The 24,648-nt window shown below is 66.4% G+C and carries 20 protein-coding genes; 14 read left to right on the top strand and 6 right to left on the bottom strand.

Going from position 1 to position 24,648, the window contains the following annotated elements:
- Positions 1-215: 215 nt before the first annotated feature.
- The 8 genes from AC1RM6_RS26565 to AC1RM6_RS26530 all read left to right on the top strand — a co-directional run bounded on the left by AC1RM6_RS26565 (position 216) and on the right by AC1RM6_RS26530 (position 15,147).
- Positions 216-2,681, top strand: coding sequence for a glycogen/starch/alpha-glucan phosphorylase (locus AC1RM6_RS26565; RefSeq protein ID WP_493106941.1), 2,466 nt, complete (start codon positions 216-218; stop codon positions 2,679-2,681).
- 90 nt (positions 2,682-2,771) lie between these two features.
- Positions 2,772-4,925, top strand: coding sequence for a 1,4-alpha-glucan branching protein GlgB (gene glgB / locus AC1RM6_RS26560; RefSeq protein ID WP_493107139.1), 2,154 nt, complete (start codon positions 2,772-2,774; stop codon positions 4,923-4,925).
- Between the two features lie 62 nt (positions 4,926-4,987).
- Positions 4,988-6,247, top strand: a complete 1,260-nt coding sequence (gene glgC, locus AC1RM6_RS26555; protein ID WP_493106939.1) for a glucose-1-phosphate adenylyltransferase — start codon at positions 4,988-4,990, stop codon at positions 6,245-6,247.
- 4 nt (positions 6,248-6,251) lie between these two features.
- Positions 6,252-7,700, top strand: coding sequence for a glycogen synthase GlgA (gene glgA, locus AC1RM6_RS26550; RefSeq protein WP_493106938.1), 1,449 nt, complete (start codon positions 6,252-6,254; stop codon positions 7,698-7,700).
- Positions 7,701-7,702: 2 nt separating this feature from the next.
- Entirely contained in the window at positions 7,703-9,325 is a 1,623-nt protein-coding gene (locus AC1RM6_RS26545) for an alpha-D-glucose phosphate-specific phosphoglucomutase (protein ID WP_493107137.1), read from the top strand.
- Positions 9,325-11,289, top strand: coding sequence for a glycogen debranching protein GlgX (gene glgX / locus AC1RM6_RS26540; RefSeq protein WP_493106936.1), 1,965 nt, complete (start codon positions 9,325-9,327; stop codon positions 11,287-11,289). The genes AC1RM6_RS26545 and glgX overlap by 1 nt, the downstream gene beginning before the upstream one ends.
- Complete coding sequence (gene bglA, locus AC1RM6_RS26535) at positions 11,279-12,901, top strand: beta-galactosidase BglA (protein ID WP_493106934.1); 1,623 nt, start codon at positions 11,279-11,281, stop codon at positions 12,899-12,901. Before glgX ends, bglA begins: the two co-directional genes overlap by 11 nt.
- A 125-nt stretch (positions 12,902-13,026) precedes the next feature.
- Entirely contained in the window at positions 13,027-15,147 is a 2,121-nt protein-coding gene (locus tag AC1RM6_RS26530; RefSeq protein ID WP_493106932.1) for a TonB-dependent receptor domain-containing protein, read from the top strand.
- A 47-nt stretch (positions 15,148-15,194) separates the two neighbouring features.
- On the opposite strand, the gene AC1RM6_RS26525 is transcribed toward AC1RM6_RS26530, so the two are convergent.
- A complete protein-coding gene (locus AC1RM6_RS26525; RefSeq protein WP_493106930.1) occupies positions 15,195-15,752 on the bottom strand; it encodes a hypothetical protein in 558 nt (185 codons plus the stop codon).
- Between the two features lie 128 nt (positions 15,753-15,880).
- Between AC1RM6_RS26525 and AC1RM6_RS26520 the strand changes: the two genes are divergently transcribed.
- The 4 genes from AC1RM6_RS26520 to AC1RM6_RS26505 are packed head-to-tail and all read left to right on the top strand — an operon-like array spanning position 15,881 to position 21,560.
- Positions 15,881-16,309: a DUF2946 family protein gene (locus tag AC1RM6_RS26520; protein ID WP_493106928.1), complete on the top strand. Its 429-nt coding sequence runs from the start codon at positions 15,881-15,883 to the stop codon at positions 16,307-16,309.
- A 52-nt stretch (positions 16,310-16,361) separates the two neighbouring features.
- Positions 16,362-18,638 (top strand): TonB-dependent receptor, encoded by a 2,277-nt coding sequence (locus AC1RM6_RS26515; RefSeq protein WP_493106926.1) that lies wholly within the window; start codon positions 16,362-16,364, stop codon positions 18,636-18,638.
- Positions 18,635-19,972 carry a PepSY-associated TM helix domain-containing protein gene (locus tag AC1RM6_RS26510; protein ID WP_493106924.1) on the top strand — a complete coding sequence of 446 codons (1,338 nt, stop codon included), beginning with the start codon at positions 18,635-18,637 and terminating at the stop codon, positions 19,970-19,972. The genes AC1RM6_RS26515 and AC1RM6_RS26510 overlap by 4 nt, the downstream gene beginning before the upstream one ends.
- Before the next feature lie 31 nt (positions 19,973-20,003).
- On the top strand, positions 20,004-21,560 hold the full coding sequence (locus tag AC1RM6_RS26505; protein ID WP_493106923.1) for an alkaline phosphatase D family protein: 1,557 nt from the start codon (positions 20,004-20,006) through the stop codon (positions 21,558-21,560).
- Here AC1RM6_RS26505 and AC1RM6_RS26500 read toward each other — a convergent pair.
- A complete protein-coding gene (locus AC1RM6_RS26500; RefSeq protein WP_493106922.1) occupies positions 21,547-21,723 on the bottom strand; it encodes a DUF1289 domain-containing protein in 177 nt (58 codons plus the stop codon). The two genes, AC1RM6_RS26505 and AC1RM6_RS26500, sit on opposite strands and share 14 nt — an antisense overlap.
- Before the next feature lie 44 nt (positions 21,724-21,767).
- Between AC1RM6_RS26500 and AC1RM6_RS26495 the strand changes: the two genes are divergently transcribed.
- Positions 21,768-22,091, top strand: coding sequence for a DUF952 domain-containing protein (locus AC1RM6_RS26495; RefSeq protein WP_493106920.1), 324 nt, complete (start codon positions 21,768-21,770; stop codon positions 22,089-22,091).
- Between the two features lie 176 nt (positions 22,092-22,267).
- Positions 22,268-22,684, top strand: coding sequence for a hypothetical protein (locus tag AC1RM6_RS26490; RefSeq protein ID WP_493106918.1), 417 nt, complete (start codon positions 22,268-22,270; stop codon positions 22,682-22,684).
- A 10-nt stretch (positions 22,685-22,694) separates the two neighbouring features.
- Here the strand turns inward: AC1RM6_RS26490 and AC1RM6_RS26485 are convergent, their stop codons facing one another.
- Genes AC1RM6_RS26485 through AC1RM6_RS26470 form a run of 4 tightly spaced genes read right to left on the bottom strand, consistent with a single transcriptional unit; the run spans position 22,695 to position 24,380 of the window.
- A complete protein-coding gene (locus AC1RM6_RS26485; protein WP_493106916.1) occupies positions 22,695-23,225 on the bottom strand; it encodes an SRPBCC family protein in 531 nt (176 codons plus the stop codon).
- Positions 23,222-23,665 (bottom strand): SRPBCC family protein, encoded by a 444-nt coding sequence (locus AC1RM6_RS26480; protein ID WP_493106914.1) that lies wholly within the window; start codon positions 23,663-23,665, stop codon positions 23,222-23,224. Before AC1RM6_RS26480 ends, AC1RM6_RS26485 begins: the two co-directional genes overlap by 4 nt.
- A complete protein-coding gene (locus tag AC1RM6_RS26475) occupies positions 23,662-24,054 on the bottom strand; it encodes a VOC family protein (protein WP_493106912.1) in 393 nt (130 codons plus the stop codon). The genes AC1RM6_RS26480 and AC1RM6_RS26475 overlap by 4 nt, the downstream gene beginning before the upstream one ends.
- Entirely contained in the window at positions 24,051-24,380 is a 330-nt protein-coding gene (locus AC1RM6_RS26470) for an ArsR/SmtB family transcription factor (protein WP_493106910.1), read from the bottom strand. Before AC1RM6_RS26470 ends, AC1RM6_RS26475 begins: the two co-directional genes overlap by 4 nt.
- Positions 24,381-24,648: the final 268 nt, after the last annotated feature.

The raw sequence follows: 24,648 nt of genomic DNA, 5'->3' as shown, positions 1-24,648 counted from the left end.
ACGGAAATGACGGCTATATGACAGTCTTCATTGGCTTTTCACGAAGGCCTGGGCAGCGACTAGACCCGATTTGTGTCCAGATCGTGACAGAGGTGGCGCCTCGGCAACGCGGCCCTGGGCGGCGCCTGGGGGCACCATCTATTGCAATGCAACATGGGTGTTGCACGCGCCACCGGCTGGGCTAGACTCGTTTCGAAGCGGGGGAGTCGAACATCATGAATCGTGCCAGCAGCGAAAGCCTTCCGAAGCCCACGCCGCGCGGTTCCGACTCGGCGACGCTCGCCGCCGAGATCGTCGAGCGGCTGACCTACCGGATCGGCAAGAATGCGGTCGCCGCGAAGACCCATGACTGGCTGGCGGCGACGATCCTGGTGATCCGCGACCGGGTGATCGACCGCTGGATCGAATGCACCCAGAAAGATTATGAGACCGGCCGCAAGCGGGTCTATTATCTCAGCCTCGAATTCCTGATCGGCCGGCTGATGCGTGACGCGGTCTCCAACCTCGGCCTGATGCAGGAGATGTGCGACGCGCTCGCCACCCTGGGAGTCGAGATGGACGTCATCCGCGAACTCGAGCCCGATGCCGCGCTCGGCAATGGCGGTCTCGGCCGGCTCGCCGCCTGCTTCATGGAGTCGATGGCGACCGTCGACGTGCCGGCCTATGGCTATGGCATCCGCTATGTGAACGGCATGTTCCGCCAGGAGATGGCCGACGGCTGGCAGGTCGAACTGCCCGAGACCTGGCTTGCGCACGGCAACAACTGGGAGTTCGAACGGCGCGAGGCGAGCTACGAGATCGGCTTCGGCGGGGTCGTCGACCTCGCGGCGGCCGACGGCAGCGGCGATCATGCCCGCCACTGGAAGCCGCAGGAGCGCTTCATCGCGACCCCTTATGACACGCCGGTGGTCGGCTGGCGCGCCGACCGCGTCAACACGCTGCGGCTGTGGACCGCGCAGCCGATCGATCCGATCCTGCTCGACGCGTTCAACGCCGGCGACCATATCGGCGCGCTCGCCGAGAGCAACAAGGCCGAGACGCTGACCCGCGTCCTCTACCCCGCGGACTCGACCCCCGCGGGTCAGGAATTGCGGCTGCGCCAGGAATATTTCTTCTCGTCGGCCTCGTTGCAGGACATCGTCCGCCGCCACATCCAATATTTCGACGATATCCGCACCTTGCCCGACAAGGCTGCGATCCAGCTCAACGACACCCATCCGGCGGTGTCGGTCGCCGAGTTGATGCGGATCCTGATCGACATCCACAATCTCGAATTCGACGAGGCCTGGGACATCACCCAGCGCACCTTCGGCTATACCAACCACACCCTGCTGCCCGAGGCGCTCGAAAGCTGGCCGGTGCCGCTGTTCGAGCGGCTGCTGCCGCGCCACATGCAGCTCGTCTATGCGATCAACGCCAAGCTGCTGATCGGCGCACGCCGCGACAAGAATTTCGACGGCGGCCAGATCAGCGCGATCTCGCTGATCGACGAAGGCGGCGACCGCCGGGTGCGGATGGGCAATCTCGCCTTCGCCGGATCGCACAGCGTCAACGGCGTGTCGGCGCTCCACACCGAACTGATGAAGGAAACGGTGTTCGCCGAATTCCACCGGTTGTTCCCCGATCGCATCAACAACAAGACCAACGGCATCACCCCGCGGCGCTGGCTGATGCAGTGCAACCCCGGGCTGACCGCGCTGCTGCGCGAGGCGATCGGCGACGCCTTTCTCGACGATGCCGAGGCGCTGGTCGCGCTCAAGCCGTTCGCCGACGACAGCGCCTTCCAGGAGAAGTTCGCCGCGGTGAAGCGCGCCAACAAGATCGTGCTGAGCAACCTGCTGCGCGAGCGCATGGGGGTCCGCATCGATCCCGACGCGATCTTCGACACCCAGATCAAGCGCATCCACGAATATAAAAGGCAGTTGCTCAACATCATCGAGGCGATCGCACTCTACGACCAGATCCGGTCGCATCCCGAGCGCGACTGGGTGAAGCGGGTCAAGCTGTTCGGCGGCAAGGCCGCGCCCAGCTATCATAACGCCAAGCTGATCATAAAGCTGGCGAACGACGTCGCCCGGGTGATCAACCATGATCCGGCGGTGCAAGGCCTGCTCAAGGTCGTGTTCGTGCCCAATTACAATGTCTCGATGGCCGAGATCATGATGCCGGCGACCGACCTGTCCGAGCAGATCTCGACCGCCGGCATGGAAGCGTCGGGCACCGGCAACATGAAGTTCGGGCTCAACGGCGCGCTCACCATCGGCACGCTCGATGGCGCCAATGTCGAGATGCGCGACCATGTCGGGGCCGACAATATCAAGATTTTCGGGCTGACCGCCGCCGAGGTGTCGGAGAAGCGATCGTCCGAATATCGGCCGCGCGCGATCATCGAGAGCTCGCGCGAGCTCAACCAGGCGCTCAGCGCGATCGCCGGCGGGGTGTTCTCGCCCGACGACCGCAACCGCTACAAAAGCCTGGTCGACGGGCTGTACGACCATGACTGGTTCATGGTCGCCGCCGATTTCGACAGCTACGCCGCCGCCCAGCGCGAACTCGACACGCTGTGGGAGGACAAGCCCGCCTGGAACGCGATGGCGATCCGGAACGTCGCGGGCATGGGATGGTTTTCGTCGGATCGCACCATCCGCCAATATGCCACCGAAATCTGGAATGCCCTCTAGCGCGTCGACCTGCCTCCCCGCCCCCGTTCGTGCCGCGCCCGCTCGCGGCATGCATGCGACTCTCCTCGATCAGAACGGCCCGACGTGACCCTGCTCTCCCCAGCCGAGATCGCCGCAATCGTTGACGGGACCCATGGCGATCCGTTCGCGGTGCTGGGGGTGCATGCCGCCGACAAGGGCCTGGTCGCCCGCGCCTTCATCCCCGGCGCGACCGCGGCTACGGCGCTCACCCTCGCCGGCAAGCCCGCCGGCACGCTCGCATTGGTCGATCCCGCCGGCCTGTTCGAAGGCCGGCTGTCGATCCGCAAGGCGCAGCCGCTACGCTATGCCGCGGCGAACGAGGCCGATCGCTGGACGGTCGGCGATCCCTATAGTTTCGGGCCGGTGCTCGGGCCGATGGACGATTATTTCATCGGCGAAGGATCGCATCTCAGGCTGTTCGACCGGCTCGGCGCGCACAAGATCCACCATGACGGCGCCGACGGGGTGCATTTCGCGGTGTGGGCCCCCAATGCCCGCCGGGTGTCGGTGGTCGGGCTGTTCAACCGCTGGGATGGTCGCCGCCATGCGATGCGGCTGCGCCGCGACACCGGCATCTGGGAGATCTTCGTCCCCGACATCGGCGAGGACGAGCCCTACAAGTTCGAGATCGTCGGCAAGGACGGCAAGGTCCAGCCGCTCAAGGCCGATCCCTTCGCCTTCCGGTCCGAGCTGCGCCCCGCCACCGCATCGATCACCACTGCCCCCTCCAGCCATGCCTGGGGCGACGCCGCGCACCGCGACCATTGGCGCCAGGCCGATCCGCGCCGGCAGCCGATATCGATCTACGAGGTCCATGCCGGGTCGTGGCAGCTCGACGAGCATGGCGGCTTCCTGAGCTGGGATGCGCTGGCCGACCGGCTGATCCCCTATGTCGTCGACATGGGTTTCACCCATATCGAGTTCATGCCGATCAGCGAATATCCCTATGATCCGTCATGGGGCTATCAGACCACCGGCCTCTATGCCCCGACCGCGCGCTTCGGCGAGCCCGAGGGTTTCGCACGCTTCGTCGACGGCGCCCACCGCGCCGGCATCGGGGTGTTGCTCGACTGGGTGCCCGCGCATTTCCCGACCGACGCCCACGGCCTCGCCCGCTTCGACGGCACCGCGCTCTACGAGCATGCCGATCCGCGCAAGGGTTTTCACCCCGACTGGAACACCGCGATCTACAATTTCGGACGGCGCGAGGTTGCCGCCTTTCTGATCAACAACGCGCTGTACTGGGCCGAGAAATATCATCTCGACGGGCTTCGGGTCGATGCGGTCGCGTCGATGCTCTACCTCGATTATTCGCGCAAGGCCGGCGAATGGCTGCCCAACGACCGGGGCGGGCGCGAAAATCTCGAGGCGGTCGATTTCCTCCAGCGGATGAACGTCGAACTTTACGGCCACCATCCCGGAGTGATGACGATCGCCGAGGAATCGACGAGCTGGCCGAAAGTGTCGCAGCCGGTCCATGAAGGCGGGCTCGGCTTCGGCTTCAAATGGAATATGGGGTTCATGCACGACACGCTGCGCTACATGGCGCGCGAGCCCATCCACCGCGTCCACCATCACAGCGACATCACCTTCGGGCTGCTCTACGCCTTCGGCGAGAATTTCGTGCTGCCGCTCAGCCATGACGAGGTCGTCCATGGCAAGGGTTCGATCCTGGGCAAGATGGCCGGCGACGACTGGCAGAAATTCGCGAACCTTCGCGCTTATTACGCGTTGATGTGGGGCTATCCGGGGAAGAAGCTCCTGTTCATGGGTCAGGAATTCGCGCAGCGCGCCGAATGGAGCGAGGAACGGGCGCTCGACTGGCATCTGCGCGACGCGCCCGCGCATGAGGGCGTGCGCCGGCTGGTGCGCGACCTCAACGCCGTCTACCGCACCCGCCCGGCGCTCCATGCCCGCGATTGCGAGGCCGAAGGCTTCCAGTGGGTGGTGGTCGACGATGCCGCCAATTCGGTGTTCGCCTGGGAGCGCCGCGCGCCGGCAGCGCCCCCCGTCACGATCATCAGCAACATGACCCCGGTGCCCCGCCATGGCTATGGCCTGAAACTGTCGCGGCCGGGCGACTGGGCCGAAATCATCAACAGCGATGCAACGATCTATGGAGGGACCGGAATGGGCAACAGCGGACGGGTTCGAGCCGACGAAAATGGTTACGCGTCCGTCACACTGCCGCCACTCTCGACGATCATGCTGGAGGCGATCTGATGGCGCGGGGCAGCGAGCGAACCCTGGCCAAGGCAGGCATCGGCACCAGGAGGGCTGAACAGATGAGCGATCGACGCACCCAGCCGCTGGCGCGCGACGCCATGGCCTATGTCCTGGCCGGCGGCCGCGGCAGCCGGCTGTTCGAACTGACCGATCGCCGCGCCAAGCCCGCGGTCTATTTCGGCGGCAAGGCGCGGATCATCGACTTCGCGCTGTCGAACGCGCTCAATTCGGGCATCCGCCGGATGGGGGTCGCGACCCAGTACAAGGCGCATTCGCTGATCCGCCACCTCCAGCGCGGCTGGAACTTCCTGCGCCCCGAGCGCAACGAAAGCTTCGACATATTGCCCGCCAGCCAGCGCGTGTCCGAGCATCAATGGTATGAGGGCACCGCCGACGCGGTTTTCCAGAATCTCGACATCATCGAGGCCTATGATCCCGAATATATGATCATCCTGGCGGGGGATCATATCTACAAGATGGATTATGAGCTGATGCTGCGCCAGCATGTCGAGGCCGGCGCCGACGTCACCGTCGGCTGCCTCGAGGTCCCCCGGTTGGAGGCGACCGGCTTCGGCGTGATGCATATCGACGAGCAGGCGCGGATCATCGACTTCGTCGAGAAGCCCGCCGATCCGCCGGCGATGCCGGGCAAGCCCGACGTCGCGCTGGCGTCGATGGGCATCTATGTCTTCAACACCAAATTTCTCGCCGACCAGCTGCGCCGCGATGCCGACCTGATCGATTCCAGCCATGATTTCGGCAAGGATCTGATCCCCTATATCGTCGAGAACGGCAAGGCGATCGCCCATCTCTTCTCGCAGAGCTGCGTGCGCGCCGACAGCGAGCCGGCCGCCTATTGGCGCGACGTCGGCACGATCGACGCCTATTGGGAAGCCAATATCGACCTGACCGACGTCGTGCCCCAGCTCGACATCTACGAACGGCAATGGCCGATCTGGAGCTATGCCGAGGTCACCCCGCCGGCCAAGTTCGTCCACAACGAGGCCGGCCGCACCGGTTCGGCGACCTCGTCGCTGGTCGGCGGCGGCTGCATCGTCTCGGGCGCCTCGCTCCACCGCAGCCTGTTGTTCCCCGACGTCCGGGTGAACAGCTTCTCGTCGATCACCGAGGCGGTGATCATGCCCGGCTGCGTGATCGAGCGCGATGCCCGGCTGCACAAGGTGGTGATCGACCAGGGGGTGCGGATTCCGACCGGACTGGTCGTCGGCGACGATCCGATCGCCGATGCGCGGCGCTTCCGCCGGTCCGAGAAAGGCGTCTGCCTGATCACCCAGGACATGATCGACCGTCTGGCCTGATCGGATGCGCGTCCTCTCGGTCACCTCGGAGCTTCACCCGCTGATCAAGACCGGCGGGCTCGCCGACGTCGCGGGCGCGCTGCCGCTCGCGCTCGCCGCGCAGGGCGTCGCTGTGCGATCGCTGCTCCCCGCCTACCCCTCGGTGCTCAAGAAACTCACCAAGCCCAAGGTCGTCCATCGCTATCGCGACCTGTTCGGCGGCCCGGCCCGCATCCTCGCGACCGAGATGCGCGGGCTCGACCTGCTGCTGCTCGACAGCCCGACCCTGTTCGCCCGCGACGGCGGCCCTTATGGCGATGCCGCCGGGCATGACTGGCCCGACAATTGGCGGCGCTTCGCGGCGCTGTCGGCGGCGGCCGCCGATATCGCCGCCGGCGCGATCCCGGGGTGGAGCGCCGATCTGGTCCACGCCCATGACTGGCAGGCCGCGCTCACCGCCGCCTATGTCCGCCATGGCCGGCGCCCGCGGACACCGGTGGTGGTCACCATCCACAATCTCGCCTTCCAGGGGCGGTTCGAGGCGCGGATCTTCCCCGAACTCGGCCTGCCGCCCGAAGCGTTCGCGCTCGACGGCGTCGAATATTATGGCGGGGTCGGCTATCTCAAGGCCGGCCTCCAATATGCCGATGCCATCACCACGGTCAGCCCGACCTATGCCCGCGAGATCCGCACCCACGAGTTCGGCATGGGCCTCGACGGGCTGCTGCGCGCGCGCGGGGCATCGGTCCACGGCATCGTCAACGGCATCGACACGATCGAATGGGACCCGGCGACCGATCCCGCGCTCGCCGGCGGTTTCTCGGCCCGCGCACTCGGCAATCGCCGCCGCAACCGCGTCGCGATCGCCCGGCGGTTCGGCCTGCGGCCGTCGAAGGGGCCGATCTTCGCGATCGTCAGCCGGCTGACCTGGCAGAAGGGGATCGACCTGATCATCGACGCGGTCGATGCGATCGTCGCCGGCGGCGGACAATTGGTGGTGCTCGGATCGGGCGACGGCGCGTTCGAAAACCGGCTGCTGACCGCCGCCGACCGTCATCGCGGCCAGATCGGGGTGGTCACCGGCTATGACGAGGCGCTCGCCCATCTGATCCAGGCGGGGTCGGACGCGATCCTGATCCCGTCGCGCTTCGAGCCCTGCGGCCTCACCCAGCTTTATGGCCTGCGCTACGGCAATGTCCCGATCGTCGCCCGCACCGGCGGCCTCGCCGACACGCTGATCGACGCCAACGAGGCGGCGGTCGCGGCCGGCGTCGCGACCGGCATCGTCCACGAACCCGGCTCGGGCGACGCGCTGAAGGCCGCCATCGCCCGCGCCTTCGCCTTGTACGCCGAACGCAGTGCATGGCAGGCTATGCAAAAAGCCGGGATGTCCGCGGATTTTTCGTGGAATCGCAGCAGCCGCCGCTATGCCGAACTTTATCGATCGCTGTTCACGGGGGAAATCGAAGCGTGACGATCAGCCGTACCACCACGCCCTTTGCCGACCAGAAGCCCGGTACCTCGGGCCTGCGCAAGAAGGTGCCGGTCTTCCAGCAGCCGGGCTATCTCGAGAATTTCGTCCAGTCGATCTTCGACTCGCTCGACGGCTTCGCGGGCAAGACGCTCGTCGTCGGCGGCGACGGCCGCTACTATAATCGCGAGGCGATCCAGATCGTCGTGCGGATGGCGGCGGCGAACGGCTTCGGCACGATCCTGGTCGGGCGCGGCGGCATCTTGTCGACTCCGGCGGCGAGCCATGTGATCCGCAGCTATGGTGCGTTCGGCGGGATCGTGCTGTCGGCGAGCCATAATCCCGGCGGGCCGACCGAGGATTTCGGGATCAAGTATAACATCGCCAATGGCGGCCCGGCCCCCGAGAAGATCACCGATGCGATCTTCGAAAAATCGAAGACGATCGCCCGCTATCTGACCCTCGACACCCCCGACGTCGATCTCGACAGCGACGGCGATACCCCGGTCGGCGATGCGATCGTACGGATCATCGATCCGGTCGCCGATTATGCCGCGCTGATGGAGCAATTGTTCGATTTCGACGCGATCCGCGCGCTGATCGGATCGGGCTTCCGGATCGCCTTCGACGCGATGAGCGCGGTGACCGGCCCCTATGCCCACGAGATCCTCGAAAAGCGGCTCGGCGCTCCGGCGGGAACGGTGCGCAACGGCACCCCCCTGCCCGATTTCGGCCACCACCATCCCGACCCCAATCTGGTCCACGCCAAGGCGCTCTACGACGAGCTGATGGGCGCCGAGGCCCCTGATTTCGGCGCGGCATCGGACGGCGACGGCGACCGCAACCTGATCATCGGCAAGGGGCTGTTCGTGACCCCGTCGGACTCGCTGGCGATGCTCGCGGCCAATGCGCATCTCGCCCCGGGCTACAAGGCCGGGCTCAAGGGGATCGCCCGGTCGATGCCGACCAGCGGCGCCGCCGACCGGGTCGCCGCCGCGCTCGGCATTCCGCTCTACGAAACCCCGACGGGGTGGAAATTCTTCGGCAACCTGCTCGACGCTGGCATGGCGACGATCTGCGGCGAGGAAAGCGCGGGCACCGGCTCGGATCATGTCCGCGAGAAGGACGGGCTGTGGGCGGTGCTGCTCTGGCTCAACATCCTCGCGGTACGGCGCGACAGCGTCCAGGCGATCGCCACCGAACATTGGGCGCGGTTCGGGCGGAATTATTATGCACGCTACGATTATGAAGGCGTCGACAGCGCCGCCGCCGACGCGCTGATGGGCGAATTGCGCAGCAAGCTCGCGACCCTGCCCGGTGAGGCCTTCGGCGATCTCCTCGTCGAGGCCGCCGACGATTTCGCCTATCTCGATCCGGTCGACGGATCGACCAGCAAGGCGCAGGGCATCCGCATCCTGTTCGTCGGCGGATCGCGGATCGTGTTCCGGCTGTCGGGCACCGGCACCTCGGGCGCAACGATCCGGGTCTATATCGAGCGTTACGAACCCACCGACGGCGATCTCGGCAAGGACACCCAGGCGGCGATCGCCGATCTGGTCGCGGCGGTCGAGCCGATCGCCGGCATCGCCCGCCACACCGGCCGCACCGCGCCCGACGTTGTCACCTGATGGCCAATCTGCCGCCTCCCGAGCATTTCGGCGCAACGGTCACGCCCGACGGCGTGCACTTCGCCTTGTGGTCCGAGACGGCCGAGGCGGCCTGGGTATCGCTGTTCGACGACCAGGGCCTCGAATTCGCGCGCATGCCGCTCGAGCGCGGGCCGGCCGACATCTTCCAGGCGACGATCCCCGGGGTCGAGGCGGGGGTCCGCTACGGCTTCCGCACCGACGGCCCCTATGATCCCGCCGCCGGCCGCTGGTTCGATCCGGCCAAGCTGCTGATGGACCCTTATGCGCTCGCGATCGACCGGCCCTATGCCTATGATCCGCGGCTGGCGGCGCCGCGCCACGACAATGTCGATACCGCGCTGCTGATGCCCAAGGCGATCGTCACCGCGCTGCCGGCGCCGGTCGTCCCCGCACCGCCGCTCTTCGCACCGGGCGGTCTGATCTACGAGGCATCGGTGCGCGGGCTGACGATGCTCCACCCCGATATCCCGGCCGAGCAGCGCGGCACCGTCGCCGCGATCGCCCATCCGGCGATCATCGCCCATCTCAAGGCGATCGGGGTCGGCGCGATCGAACTGATGCCGGTCGCCGCCTGGATCGACGAGCGCCATCTCGGGCCGCTCAACCTCGTCAACGCCTGGGGCTATAATCCGGTCAGCTTCATGGCGCTCGACCCTCGGCTCGCACCCGGCGGGATCGCCGAACTGCGCGCCACCGTCGAGACGCTCCATACCGAGGGGATCGGGGTGATCCTCGACGTCGTCTTCAACCATAGCGGGGAGAGCGACCGGCTCGGTCCGACGCTGTCGCTGCGCGGGATCGACAGCCATGCCTATTTCCGCACGCTCGACGATTCGGCCGAACTCGCCAATGAGAGCGGCACCGGCAACACCCTCGACTGCGCCCACCCCGCCACCCGCCGGCTGATCCTCGACACGCTGCGCCATTTCGTAAGCCACGCCGGGGTCGACGGTTTCCGCTTCGATCTCGCGCCGATCCTCGGCCGCGACACCCATGGCTTCGATCCGCGCGCGACGTTGTTTCGCGAACTCGCACGCGATCCGCTGCTCGCCGACCGGCTGCTGATCGCCGAGCCCTGGGACATCGGCCCGGGCGGCTATCAGCTTGGCAATTTCGCCGACGATTTCCTCGAATGGAACGACCGCTACCGCGACGATATCCGCCGTTTCTGGCGCGGCGATCCCTACAGCATCGGCGATCTCGCCACCCGGCTCGCCGGATCGTCGGACATTTTCGGCCATCATGGCCGCACCCGCAGCCGATCGGTCAATTTCGTCGCGGCCCATGACGGGTTCAGCCTCGCCGATCTGGTCGCCTATCATCACAAGCATAATGTCGCGAACGGCGAGCAGAATCGCGACGGCCACAACGACAATATCTCCTGGAACAACGGCGCCGAGGGGCCGACCGACGACCCCGCGATCACCGAGGCGCGCCGGCGCGACGTCAAGGCGCTGCTATCGACGCTGTTCGCCTCGCGCGGGGCGATCATGCTGACCGCGGGCGACGAGTTCGGCCGGACCCAGCGCGGCAACAACAATGCCTATGCGCAGGACAACGAGATCACCTGGCTCGACTGGACCGGCCGCGACCGCGAGATCGAGGCGCATGTCGCGCGGCTGTCGGCGATCCGCGCCGCGCATCGCGCGATCGCCGACCCGCAGTTGCTTGGCCCCGCCGATGTCGACTGGCTGCGGCTCGACGGCGCCGAGTTCAGCCATGACGACTGGCACGAGCCCCATGCCGCGCTGCTGATGATGCTGCTCCATCTGCCCGAGCAGCCGGCCCGCGTGGCGATCGCTTTCAACCGCACGCAGGCGACGGTCGATCTGTCCCCACCGGTTCGCGAGGGGTGCCGCTGGCGCCCGCTCGACGGCACGGCGATGCAGATCGGCCCGCGCAGCGTCGCTTTCCTGATCGAGGAGGATATTGATGGCCGGTGATGTCGACTGGTGGCGGGGCGCCGTCCTCTATCAGGTCTATCCACGATCCTATCAGGATACGAACAGCGACGGCATCGGCGATCTGCCCGGCATCACCCGCCGGCTCCAGCACATCAAGTCGCTCGGCACCGACGCGATCTGGGTGTCGCCCTTCTTCAAATCGCCGATGGCCGACATGGGCTATGACGTATCCGACTATCGCGACGTCGATCCGATGTTCGGCACCCTCGCCGATTTCGACGAACTGCTCGATCGCGCGCACAAGCTCGGGATGAAGGTCATCATCGATCTGGTGCTCAGCCACAGTTCCGACCAGCATGAGTGGTTCAAGGAGAGCCGCGCCGACCGGACCAATCCCAAGGCCGATTGGTATGTCTGGGCCGATCCCAAGCCCGACGGCACCGCCCCCAACAACTGGCTGTCGATCTTCGGCGGGCCAGCCTGGGAATGGGACGGCACCCGCATGCAATATTATATGCACAGTTTCCTGACGTCGCAGCCCGATTTCAACTTCCACAATCCCGACGTCCAGCAGGCGTTGCTCGACGAAGCGCGCTTCTGGCTCGATCGCGGGGTCGACGGCTTCCGGCTCGACGCGTGCAACCATTATTTCCACGACGCTCAGCTGCGCGACAATCCGCCGGCGCCGATGTCGGCCGCGCACGACATCCAGCAGAGCAACCCCTACGGCTTCCAGGACCATCTCTACGACAAGACCCAGCCCGAAAATATCGGTTTCCTCAAGCGTTTCCGCGCGCTGCTCGGCGATTATCCGGGCACCGTCGCGGTCGGCGAGGTCGGCGATGGCGACCGCTCGCCGACGACGGTCGGACTCTACACGTCGGGCGGCGACGCGCTCCATTTCTGCTACACCTTCGATCTGTTCGGATCCGAATTTTCGGGCGACCATTTCCGCAAGACCGTGAGCAAGTTCGAGGAAGCCGCCGCCGACGGCTGGGTCTGCTGGGCCTTTTCCAACCATGACGTGATGCGCCACGTCACCCGCTTCACCAGGCGCGGTGACAACGCCCTCGTCATCGCCCGGCTGGCGATCCTGATCCTGGTCGCGCTGCGCGGCACGATCTGCCTCTATCAGGGCGAGGAACTCGGCCTCAGCGAGGCGGACATCGCCTTCGAGGATCTGCGCGATCCTTACGGCATCCGCTTCTGGCCCGCCTTCAAGGGCCGCGACGGCTGCCGCACGCCGATGCCGTGGGGCTCCACCGAATTCCAGGCCGGGTTCACCACCGCCAAGCCCTGGCTGCCGATTCCCGACATGCACCGCGCGATCGCGGTCGACACCCAGGACGGCAATCATGACTCGATATTGTCGCATTATCGCCGCGCGATCCGTTTCAGGCATCGCCATCCCGAACTGATGCGGGGCGACCTGGTCTTCCCCGACGCCCCCAAGGACCTGCTGGTGATCGTGCGCAGCTTCAAGGCGCACAAGATGCTGTGCGTGTTCAACCTGTCGCGACGCTCGATGCGGTGGAAGATTCCCGCCGATCTGCCTCCCTTCGTCCGCGACCCGACCTCGAGCAGCTTCGCCGGGCTCGACGAGACCGACGTGCTGGTGCCGCCGCTCGGCTATCTGTTCGCGCGCAGCTGATCGCCGAAGCGTCACGGGTGATCGCAGCCCCGTGACGCTTCGTCGTTGCATCGCAACATTATCGATTGATATAACATTACATGGCCGCTAAACCCCGTCGGGTTCAGGGTCAGGAATGATATAGCATGACATCAATCGCTCGTTTGTCCGCCACCATCTCGCTCGCGGCGGCGGTCGCCGCGCTCCAGCCGGCCTCGGCCGCCGAAGACGCCCCCGCCGGCACTGACGCCGACTACCACGCCCAGCCCGGCGGCGAGATCATCGTCAGCGCACCGATCCACCGCGACCGCATGGACGTGCTGTCGGGCACCTCGGTGCTCGCCGGCGCCGCGCTGACCGAGGCGGTCCGCCCGACCCTGGGCGAGACCCTCTCCCATACCGCCGGCGTCTCGGCGACCTCGTTCGGTCCCAATGCCTCGCGGCCGATCCTGCGCGGCCTGCAGGGCGAGCGTGTCCGCGTGCTCACCGACGGGATCGGATCGGTCGACGTGTCGAACACCAGCGTCGACCATGCGGTGGTCGTCAATCCGCTGCTCGCCGATCGGATCGAGGTGCTGCGCGGACCGGAATCGCTCCTTTACGGATCGGCCGCGATCGGCGGCGTCGTCAATGTCATCGATAAGCGCATCCCCCGCTCGGTCCCCGACGAGGCTTTTCATCTCGACATGACCGGGGGCTATGGCACGGCCTCGAACGAACGCTCGCTCGGCGGCGCGCTCGACGTGCCGGTGACGTCGAAGCTCGTCCTCCATGTCGACGGCACCTATCTCAAGACCGGCGATCTCGACATCGGCGGCTATGCGCTGACCCCCGAAAAGCGCGCCGAGGCTCTGGCCAGCGCACGCCTGCCGGTCGATCCCGACAATCCGATCGACTTCGCCGGCAATGCCGCGATCAAGGGCAAGCTGCCCAACAGCGCCGGCAAGACCTGGACCGCCGGCGTCGGCGCCGCCTATATCACCGAAACCGGCAATTTCGGCCTGTCCTACAGCCATTATGACAGCCTGTATGGGGTGCCGATCCGCTATGCGACGCTGCCGGGCGAAGGCCAGGAGGCACCGCGTCTCGACATCGTCCAGAACCGGCTCGATTTCCGCGGCGAGATCAACACCGGTGGCGGGCTGTTCCAGACGATCCGGGTGCGGTCGGCCTTCGCCCATTACCGCCATTACGAACTTGGCGAAGACGGGTCGATCGGCACCGCCTTCTACAATAATGGTTATGAAGCCCGCGCCGAGGCGGTCCAGACCGATCGCGGCGCCTGGAAGGGCGTGATCGGCGCGCAGCTGTTCGCACGCGACTTCAACGTCGTCGGCGACGAGGCCTTCCTGCCCAAGAACTCGACCGACCAGATCGGCATCTTCACCCTCCAGCAGCTCGATTATGGCAGGCTCAAGATCGAGGGCGGCGCGCGCTACGAGCATACTCTGGTCAAGGCGCTTCCGCTCGAGCGCCAGACGCAATTCTTCAACGGCAGCCGTAGCTTCGACACGCTGTCGGGTTCGATCGGCGCGTCCTACGGCCTCAACGACAATTGGCGGATCGGCGCGAACCTGCTCCACACCGTGCGCGCGCCGGCGGCCGAGGAGCTGTTCGCCAACGGCCCGCATGCCGGCACCGAGGCCTATGAGATCGGCGGCCCCGGCTTCAAGACCGAACGGTCGAACGGGGTCGAGGCCGTCCTCCATGGCAAGGGACCGGGCTTCACCTTCGACGCCTCGATCTACCACAACTGGTTCGACAATTTCATCTACGACACCCAGACCGGCGCGGTCGAGGACGGGCTGCCGGTCTATCAGTTCAACCAGGCCAAGGCGCGCTATTACGGGATCGAGGCCGAAGGCAGCCTCGAACTGGCGACGATCGGCAGCTACACGATCAAGGCCGACGCGCTCGGCGACTATGTCCATGCCAATATCGTCGGCAACGGCCCCGCCCCGCGCATCCCGCCGCTCCGCCTGCTCGGCGGGCTCGAGGCGAACAGCGACCGGATCGGCGGCCGGGTCGAGGTCGAGTGGTCCGACAAGCAGAAGCGGATCGCCGATTTCGAGACCCCGACCGACGGCTTCACCATGGTCAACGCCTCGCTGACGATCCATCCGCTGCCCGACAATGCGGCGACCACGGTGGTGCTGTCGGCGAACAACATCTTCGACGTCAACGCCCGCCGCGCCGCGAGCTATCTGAAGGATTTCGCGCCGCTGTCGGGCCGCGACTTCCGGATCACCACGCGGGTAAGCTTCTGATCCTCGATCCGGGAGAGCCGCCCTGGCTCTCCCGGATCGCCACGCCTCTACAATGCGGTGATATCGCAGCCCCGGAAGATCAGTTCCTTCCCCGGTATCGGCTGCAGCCTTACGAAATATTTCGCCGCGGGAGCGGATGCCTCCGCCTTGCGTACGAGCAGCAGATGCCCCTTCGAGATCGGCATCGGCGTCTTGATGTCGACGGTCACCGCGTTCGCACCGTCGGCGACGCTCACCATCACCTTGCAGTCGATCAGATAGGTGGTCCCCGCCGTCGCCTGCCAATGCACCTCGATCTCGGGCGGCTCGTCGCCGCCGTACATCCCGACCCTGGGATCGACCGGATCGGCGCTATATTCGATCGGCGTGTAGAAATAGAGATAGGCGAACGGGTTGCCCGGGGTGATCATGTTAAGACTGAACTTGGGCGGCGGAATCTTGCCGACCACCACACCGGCATTCTTCAGCGCCGCCTGCTTTTCGGCATCGGTCAGGTTGACCGAAATCTTGTTGTTGAAATTGGCGGTCAGCGGCGCGGCCTGACCGGCGAAGGCCAGGAACAAGGGCGCCGCAGCAAGACAGCTCAAGATCGATAGGCGCTTCATGGCTTTCTCCCCAGAAAAGCGGAGCCACGTACCGAACGCGAATCGATCCTGATCGGCGTCTCGTCCTGCCCCTGGGACAGGCTGCACCGCTTTGATCTTGCTGGCGCGTGGAAAATACATGACACGCGATGGCACGCGGGATAATCCGCCTGCCGATGACCGGCCTGCGCGCCTTCTTCCGCCACCATGCGGCGCTTGCGATCCTGATCGCGGTGCTGGCGATCGCGGTGCGCGCGCTGGTTCCCGCCGGTTATATGACCAGCGCATCGGCGACCGGCCTCACCGTCGAACTGTGCAGCGGCGTTACCGGCAAGACGATCACCATCGCCCTGCCCGGCACCGGGCATCGCGATGACGGACAGGGCAAGAGCCAGGCCGACAGCCCCTGCGCCTTTGCCGGGCTGGGTGGCGGTGCGCTGGCCGCGGTCGATCCGTTCCTGCTGGCGATCGCGATTGCCTTCATCCTTGCCACCGGCCTGTTGCCGGTGGCGCTGCGACTGCCGCGCGGGACCGCGCAGGTCCGTCCACCGCTGCGAGGTCCGCCCCTGATCGGCTGAGCGTCCGGGCATCCGCCCGCGGCGCCCCATGTCCGTTCAACAGGGGTCTATCATGTCCATCGCCTGCCGCCGCGCGCTTGCGGCCCCATTGCCGTTGCTATTGCTGTTGCCGTCGCCCGCCCTCGCCGAAGATCTGCCCGCCGACGATGCCATCCTGGTCGTCGGCCAGACCGGCGCCCCGATCAGCGTCGAGCCGCGCGGCCTCTCGGTCAGCCTAGGCCAGGAGCAGTTCGCCGGGGTCAACGCCTTCAATGTCGAGGATCTGATCAAATATGCGCCCGATTTCTTCGTGCGCACCCGCTATATCGGCGACAACAACGCCGTCCCCGGCTTTCGCGGCACCCATAGCAGCCAGAGCGCGCGGTCGCTGGTGATGGTCGACGGCTTCGTCGTTTCCAACTTCCTCGGCAACAGCTTCGCTTTCCCGCCCGCCTGGGGGGTGGTGAGCCCATCCGAGGTCAGTCAGTTCGATATCGTCTATGGCCCCTATTCGGCGCGCTATCCGGGCAATTCGATGGGCGGGATCGTCAACATCACCACCCGCGCGCCCGGACGGACCGAGGCGTTCGGCACGGTGCAGGGCTTCGTCCAGCCCTATCGCCAATATGGCACCCATGACAGCTTCTTCGGGGGATCCGCCGAGGCCGGCTTCGCGCTCAAGCAGCAGGACGGCCCCTTCTCGATCCGGGTGTCGGCCCGGCGGCTGCGCAATGACGGGCAGCCGATGCAGTATTACCAGCTCGTCGCCGGCGGCACCGGCGCGGCGACTCCGGTCAGCGGCGGCGTGATCGATCCCGCGCTGATCACCCGCACCCCGGTGGCGGGGGACTATGCGCGGGTCGACACGCGCCAGGACCAGTTGCGCACCCAATTGCGCTTCGACAGCGGCGACATCCATGTCGAGGGGCTGTTCACCTATTGGTGGAACGTCGAGAAGACTCTCCACCCGGTCAGCTATCTGCGCGACGCCGCCGGCAACCCCTTCTACGGATCGACCGCCAACGGCGGCCGGGTCAGCCTGAACGGCACCGTCTATACGCTCAACCCGGCGAGCAATTTCAACCTCGGCATCGCCGACAAGGACGAGTGGCTCGGCGGCGTGAAGATCGCAGCACCCCTCGCCGGGTTCGATCTGACCGCCAACCTGTCGACCTTGCGCTTCGATCGTCAGGATGCGCGCCGGTCGAACGGCTATGCCGCGGGCCTCGCCAACGGCGCCGGTCAGCTCACCCGGCAGGGACCGACCGGCTGGTACACCGCCGACCTGATGGCAACCCGGTCGGTCGGCCGCCATGCGCTCGCCTTCGGGGTCAACGCCAACCGCTACGACACCGACCAGACGGTGTTCGGCACGACCGACTGGCGCGCCGCTTCGGGCCGGACGCTGCGGACGCGGACCTTCGGGCGCACCCGCCTTGTCGGCCTGTTCGCCGAGGACGAGATCGGGCTGGGTGATGCGATCAGCCTCACCGCGGGCCTGCGCCATGACGATTGGCGCGCCTTCGGCGGCGGGCTGATCGGTCTCGCCACCACCCTCGCCTATCCCGCCCGCCACGACAGCGCGTTCAGCCCCAAGCTCTCGGCCAAATGGACGATCGCATCCGACTGGGCGGCCGAACTGAGTCTCGCGACCGCGACCCGTTTTCCGACGGTCGGCGAGCTGTTTCAGGGCTCACTCAACGGCGATGGATCATTCAATATCAACAGCTTCGATCCCGATCTTAAGGCCGAACATAGCCGCGACGCCAATCTGCTGCTGCGGCATGAGCTCGGGCCGGTGACGCTGACCGGCAGCCTGTTCTGGCAGCGCGTCCGCAACGCGATCTTCTCCTATGTCGGCTTCAACCAGAACGGCGTGTCGACCTCGACCTTCAAAAATATCGACCGCACCCGCCAATATGGGGTGGAACTGATCGCCGAGACGAAGGACTGGCCGGTCGACGGGCTGAACCTCGACGCCAATGCCGCCTGGATCGACGCGATCACCGCGCGCAACCGCGCCGACCCGGCCTCGGAAGGGGTGCAATTCCCGCGCATCCCGCGATGGCGGCTCGGCGGCAATCTGCGCTACGCAATCACCCCGAAATTGCAGGGGGTGCTCGGCATACGCTACGCCTCGCGGCCCAATTCCGACCTCGACGGGCTCCAGCGCGGCGACACCTATGGCTATACGTCCGAACTCTTCTCGCTCGACGCGAAGCTCAACTGGCGGCTCGGCGACGGCCTGCGGCTGTCGGCCGGGGTGAACAACCTCACCAACGACAAGGCCTGGGTGTTCCACCCTTATCCGCAGCGCACCTTCCTGGTCGAAGCGGGGTGGTCGCTATGAGCGTCGTCCGGCCCGGAGCCCGCTGGTACAATGCGGTGTGGCGCTGGCATTTCTATGCCGGGATGCTCTGCATACCGTTCGTGATCTGGCTCGCGCTCACCGGCACCCTCTATCTGTGGAAACCGCAGATAGAGGCCCTGATCGACCGACCTTATGCGCATGTTGCGATGAAGGTCGGCCCGCGCGCCGACGCCGCATCGATCGCCTCGGCGGCGGTCGCCGCGATGCCCGGATCGACGCTCAAGCAATATCAGCTTCCCGATACTACCGACCAGGCGGTGCAACTGCTCGTCGGCACCGGCGGCGGCGATGTCCGTGTCTATGTCCATCCGCAGACGCGCGCCATTCTCAAGACCGTGTCCGAAGAGGACCGGCTGATGCGGCTGGTGTTCCGCCTCCATGGCGAACTGCTGATCGGCGATCCCGGCAGCTGGATCGTCGAGACCGCGGCATGCTGGGCGATCGTCATGATCCTGACCGGCGTCTACCTATGGTGGCCGCGCGGTGCGACCGGTCTCGCTGGGGTGATATGGCCGCGGCTCGGCCGGGGCGGCCGGGCCTTCTGGCGTGATATCCACGCTGTTACAGGGATTTGGATAAGCATCCTCGCATTGCTTCTCATCCTGACCGGCCTCCCCTGGGCCAATGGCTGGGGCAGCTATCTGAAGGAGGTGCGGGCGATCACCGGCGCCGTCGACGGCCCGCAGGACTGGACGACCGGCGGCACGCACGAGGGTCATGGCGGGCACCATATGGCCATGTCCCACGCCCCGGCCGACTTCGCCGCGCTCGACCGCATCGTACCGAACGTCGCCCCGCTCGGCCTCGCCGCGCCCGTGCAGATCGCCCCGCCATCGGCACCCGACGGGCTCTGGACCGCCAGGTCCGATGCCGCCGACCGCCCACTGCGCGTCACCCTCAAGGTCGATGGCGCGAGCGGCACGATCCTGAGCAGCAAGGATTTCGCCGACCGCCACTGGATCGATCGCGCGGTCGGCTATGGCATCGCCGTCCATGAAGGTGCGCTGTTCGGCCTAGCCAACCAGCTGCTCGGCACGCTGACCGCCGCCGGCCTCGTCCTGCTCGCGTCATCGGGCGCGGTGCTGTGGTGGCGGCGGCGCCCGGCCGGCCTGCTCGGCGCGCCGATCCCGCTCGGCCGACCGCGCTTCGGCCCGCTGCTGGTCGCGGCTATCGCCATGCTGGCGATCCTGTTTCCGATGTTCGGCGCGACCCTGGTCGCGATCCTGGTCGCCGAGCATGCGGTTTTTCGCCGAATTCCAGGCTTGGCACGCTGGCTGGGGCTCGTAAGAGCGAAGCGTGCGGCGGCGTCATAGGACCGCAACCTAATCCCGTCAGGAGGATCGGATGACGACCATGATCTCGAGGCGCAGCCTGATCGGCGCCGGCACCGCCCTGCTCGCCGCCCCCGCCATCCTGCGCGCGCAGCAGGTGTTCGCCGCCTATCCGTTCCGGCTCGGCATCGCCTCGGGCGATCCGTCGTCCGACGGCTTCGTGATCTGGACGCGGATCGCGCCCGATCCGCTCGCCGAGCATGGCGGGGTGCCGATGAAGCCGATCGCGGTCGACTGGTTCGTCTATGACGATCCGCTGCGCAAGACGGTGGTCCGCAAGGGCACCGCCACCGCCTGGCCCGAACTCGGCCATGCGATCCACGTCGAACTCGACGGGCTCGAGCCCGACCGGCCTTATTGGTACCGCTTCTTCATCGGCAGCGAGAAGAGCGTGCTCGGGCGCAGCCGCACCCTGCCGCGCGAGGGCGCGCCGCTCGACCATATCCGCTTCGGGGTCGCCGGCTGCCAGAATTACGAGGACGGGCTCTACACCGCCTATCGCCATCTCGCCGACGAGGATGTCGCCTTCGTCTGGCATTATGGCGACTATATCTATGAGGGCAAAGCCCAGTCGGTGCGGATGAACCAGGATGGGATCGCCCGCGGCCAGGTTCGGACCCATGCCGGCGACGAGCCCTATAGCCTCGACGATTATCGACGCCGTTATGCCCAGTACAAGACCGATCCCGACCTCCAGCTCGCCCACGCTGCCGCGCCGTGGTTCGTCACCTTCGACGATCATGAAGTCGTCAACAATTATACCGGGCTCGATACCCCGGCCCATGTCCCGCCCGAGATTTTCGCCCAGCGCCGCGCCGCCGCCTACCAGGCCTATTATGAGAATATGCCGCTGCGCCGCAGTTCAATGCCCGCACAGGGCGGGATGCAGATCTATCGCCGCCGCCGGCTCGGCAACCTGCTCGACGCCCATTTCCTCGACACCCGCCAGTTTCGCAGCCCGATCCCGTGCGGGGGCGACTTCAACCCGGCCTGCCCCGAGACCGCCGCACCCGGCGCCCAGGTGCTCGGCAGCGCGCAGGAGCAATGGCTCGCCAAGGGATTGCGCGGCGGCGCCCGCTGGAACTTCGTCGCCCAGCAGGTGATGATGATGCCGCTCGACCGGCGGCGCCCCAATGACGACGGGCCGAAGCCGATCCTCAACATGGACAGCTGGGCCGGCTATGATGCCGCCCGCGAGCGGGTGCTCGGCGATATGGCGGGCCTGGGCAATGTCGTGGTGATGACCGGCGACGAGCATCAGAATTTCGCCGGCGAACTGCGCCGCGACGCCGGTCGCGGCGAAGCGGTCGCGGTCGAGTTCGTCGCCACCTCGATCAGTTCGGACGGCAGCGGCGGCGAGATGAAATATGGCGCCGACCGGGTGATGGCCGACAACCCCTTCCTCAAATTCTGCAATTACCGCCGCGGCTATGCGATCGCCGAGGTCCGCGCGGATAGCTGGTCCACCCATTTTCGCGTCGTCGACCAGATCGACACCCCCGGCGGCACGATCTCGACGCGCACCGTCGCGACCGTCGAGCGTGGCAAGCCGGCGATCAGTCTGGCCTGACCAGCCCGCGCCGCGATGGCAGCCGGTCGAGCACCCCGCGCCGCCAGCGGTCGTCGGCGGCCCCCCAGCGCGCGATCTCGTCGAGATTGCGCAGGCAGCCGCGGCACAGTCCCGAGGCCGGATCGATCGCGCAGATCTTGGTGCAGGGGGAGTCGACCGCCATCGATGCCCCTTCCGCCATCGCACGCCCGGTGGCAAGCGGAGGCGATGACCAGCATCTACCGAATCATGACCGCCGACGACCAGGCCGGCTTCGTCCGCGACGGCCTCTTCGAAGGCAGCGCGCTCGATCGCGCCGATGGCTTCATCCATATGTCGACCGCCGATCAGGTCGCGGGCACCCTCGCCGCCCATTTCGCCGGGGTCGAAGGGCTGGTGCTGCTCCGCATCGATCCCGATCGGGTCGCACCCGACGTGAAATGGGAGGCGTCGCGTGGCGGCATGCTCTTCCCCCATCTCTACCGGGCGCTCGCGGCAAGCGACGTGATCGCGACGATCGCGATCGTACCGGGCGAACCGCTGGAGCTCTGATACGCGATCTCGAAGATGCTGACGCATCCTCGATCGATTTGCTCAAGCGCCGCACGGGCTGATACCGGCCTATTCGACGAAGCGTTTGGAAATGCGCCGAAACGAACGGCGCGATCCTTCCGATCGCCCTGCCGGCTCGCCATCTGGGCCGCACAGGGCGAACGAAAGGAGCTCGCATGGCCACAATCCTGCTCACGGCGCGCCGCCGGACGCGTCGCATCCTGATCTTCGCGATGCGCCGCTGGCGAAGCGCGCATGACGCCGGCGAGCCGGCGCAGGCGGCGCTGTTCGCCGGCCTTGCGCCTTATGGCTTCGGCGCGCTCGCCCCGGTCCTCGACAGCCTCATCACCCTGTTCGAGGCGTCGATGGAGCGCGCCTTCCGTGCGGGGCCGGCCAGAGCCCGCACCTTGTCCGGCGACGAACGCCGCCTGCTCGACCTGCTCGAAGCCGGCGCGGCGCCGGAACGGCCCGACCGCCCGATGGAGAATGTACTGCAGATCGCGATCCGATCGACCCGGATCATGATCGATTTCATCGGGCGCGCGCTCCCCGACGACATCGGTGGTGGATCCCGACGCCTCTACGCGGTCTGATCCCGCGGGATCAGTCCGCGCGATCCAGTATCGCGCGGACCGCCGCCTCGGACTGGGCATGGAGCGCCCAGAAGTCGCGTACCCCACCGCCCGCCAATCGGGCCTGCAGCACCGCGAGATGCGAATGCCAGCCTCCGCCGAAATTGGCCATGCCGGCCGGGCCCGAAATCCCTTTATGGGTCAGCACGAGCCGGGTCCTGTCGCCTTCGGCGAACAGTTCGAACCGTGCCTCGCCTTCCTTGCCCCCGTCCCAGCTGAACGCGAGCAGACGCGGCGGATCGATCTGCGTCACCCGCTCGGCGGCACGCGCGCCTTTGCCGGCCCGATATTTCTCGGGATAGGGGACGTCGTCCTCGGACAGATTGTCATGGTCGAAGATCAGTTCGACCGCGCCGCCCTCACGCTGTTCGACTTCGCCGCCGGCAAACCAGCGCGCGCGCAGATCGGATTCGGTGAGATAGCGCCACACCGTCTCGACCGGTGCGTCGAGCAGCCGTTCGATCCGGATCGTATCGGGGGCAAGCGGTTCGATGGCGATCATGTCACGCTCTCCATGGCGGCGGCGAGGCTGGCGAGGATCATTGTCCAGCCCTGGCGGGTGGGTTCTTCATAGGCGGCCCAGGCCGGATCCATGTCATGGGTGAGGGTCAGGGTGGCCCCTTCGCCTTTCGCGGCGATCGCGATCGTCACCCGGGTCCATTCGCCCTCCCCGGCCGGATCGGCGCGGAACAGGAAGATGAGCCGGTGCGGACGATCGATCGCCTCATAGAGGAGATGATGTTGCGCATCGCCGGCCGCGCGGCGCTCGACGATCAGCGCGCGACCGCCGACCCGCGCGTCGATCTCGACCGTCCGCATCGCGCCATCGGGGGTCGCGAACAGGAATTTTCCGGCGATCGCCGGATCGAGCCAGGCATCGAACAGCGCCTCGGGTACCACATCGAAGTCGCGGGTGACGGTCAGGATGATCGGGCCGGTCATGCCGGCAACTCGTAGAGCTGGACCCAGTTGCCGACGCCATCGTCGAATTGCGCCATCGTCGGCATCCCCGGATGCAACACCGGCGGTCCCGTGAACGCGACGCCGCGCGCGAGCAGCCGTGCATATTCCGCCGCGATGTCGAGCGACTGGAAGGCGATGGCCGGAATGCCCTTGTCGTAACAGCCCTGGCGAAAGGCGATCGCCCAGTCCTGCACCGCCGGTTCGATCGAGAGTTCGACATCGGCCGGCCCATCGGGCGCGACCATCGAGATCCATTCATAGGGCCCCGCCGGAAAGCGCTGCTTCACGACGAAGCCGAGCGTCCCGGTATAGAAATCGACGGCCTTCTGCTGATCGGTGACCATGATGCTGGTGAGCGCGAGCTTCATTCGGGTTTCTCCTGTTCGGCCTTGAGCAGATTTTCGAGGATATCGAGACGGGCGTTCCAGAAATGCTCCCACTGGCGCAGCCAGGTCTGCGCCTCGCGCATCGGCTCGGCCTTGAGCCGGCACAATATCTGCCGCCCCGCCCTGCGGCGATCGACCAGCCCGGCGCGCTCGAGCGCGCGGACATGTTTCGAGGCACCGGCGAAGCTCATCGCATGTGGCGCCGCCAGTTCGCCGATGCTGCGTTCGCCGCCCGACAGGCTGACAAGCATCGCCCGGCGGGTCGGGTCGGCCAGCGCCGCGAAGGTTTCGTCGAGTCGTTCAACCATATGGTTTAATATCAAGATACAGGACCAGATAGTCAACCTTCCGGTTGAATGACATGCCCCCCATCCCACCGTCATGCCGAACTTGTTTCAGCATCCACCGTGCGACGGGGGAAACGTTCCCGAGTATTGAAGTGCACCCTTTGGTTGAGACAGGGAAATCGGAAACAGATCACAGTGTGGCCAATGCGGGCGGGGCGAGCCCCGCCCGCATTGGCAGCTTCGCCTCATATTCTTCCGGTGTCAGGTAATCGAGCGCGGAATGCAGCCG

The sequence above is a fragment of the Rhizorhabdus sp. GW822-FHT03C02 genome (genome assembly GCF_058801765.1).
The sequence above is the reverse complement of the archived record's forward strand: the minus strand, read 5'-3'. Positions and strand labels throughout refer to the sequence as shown.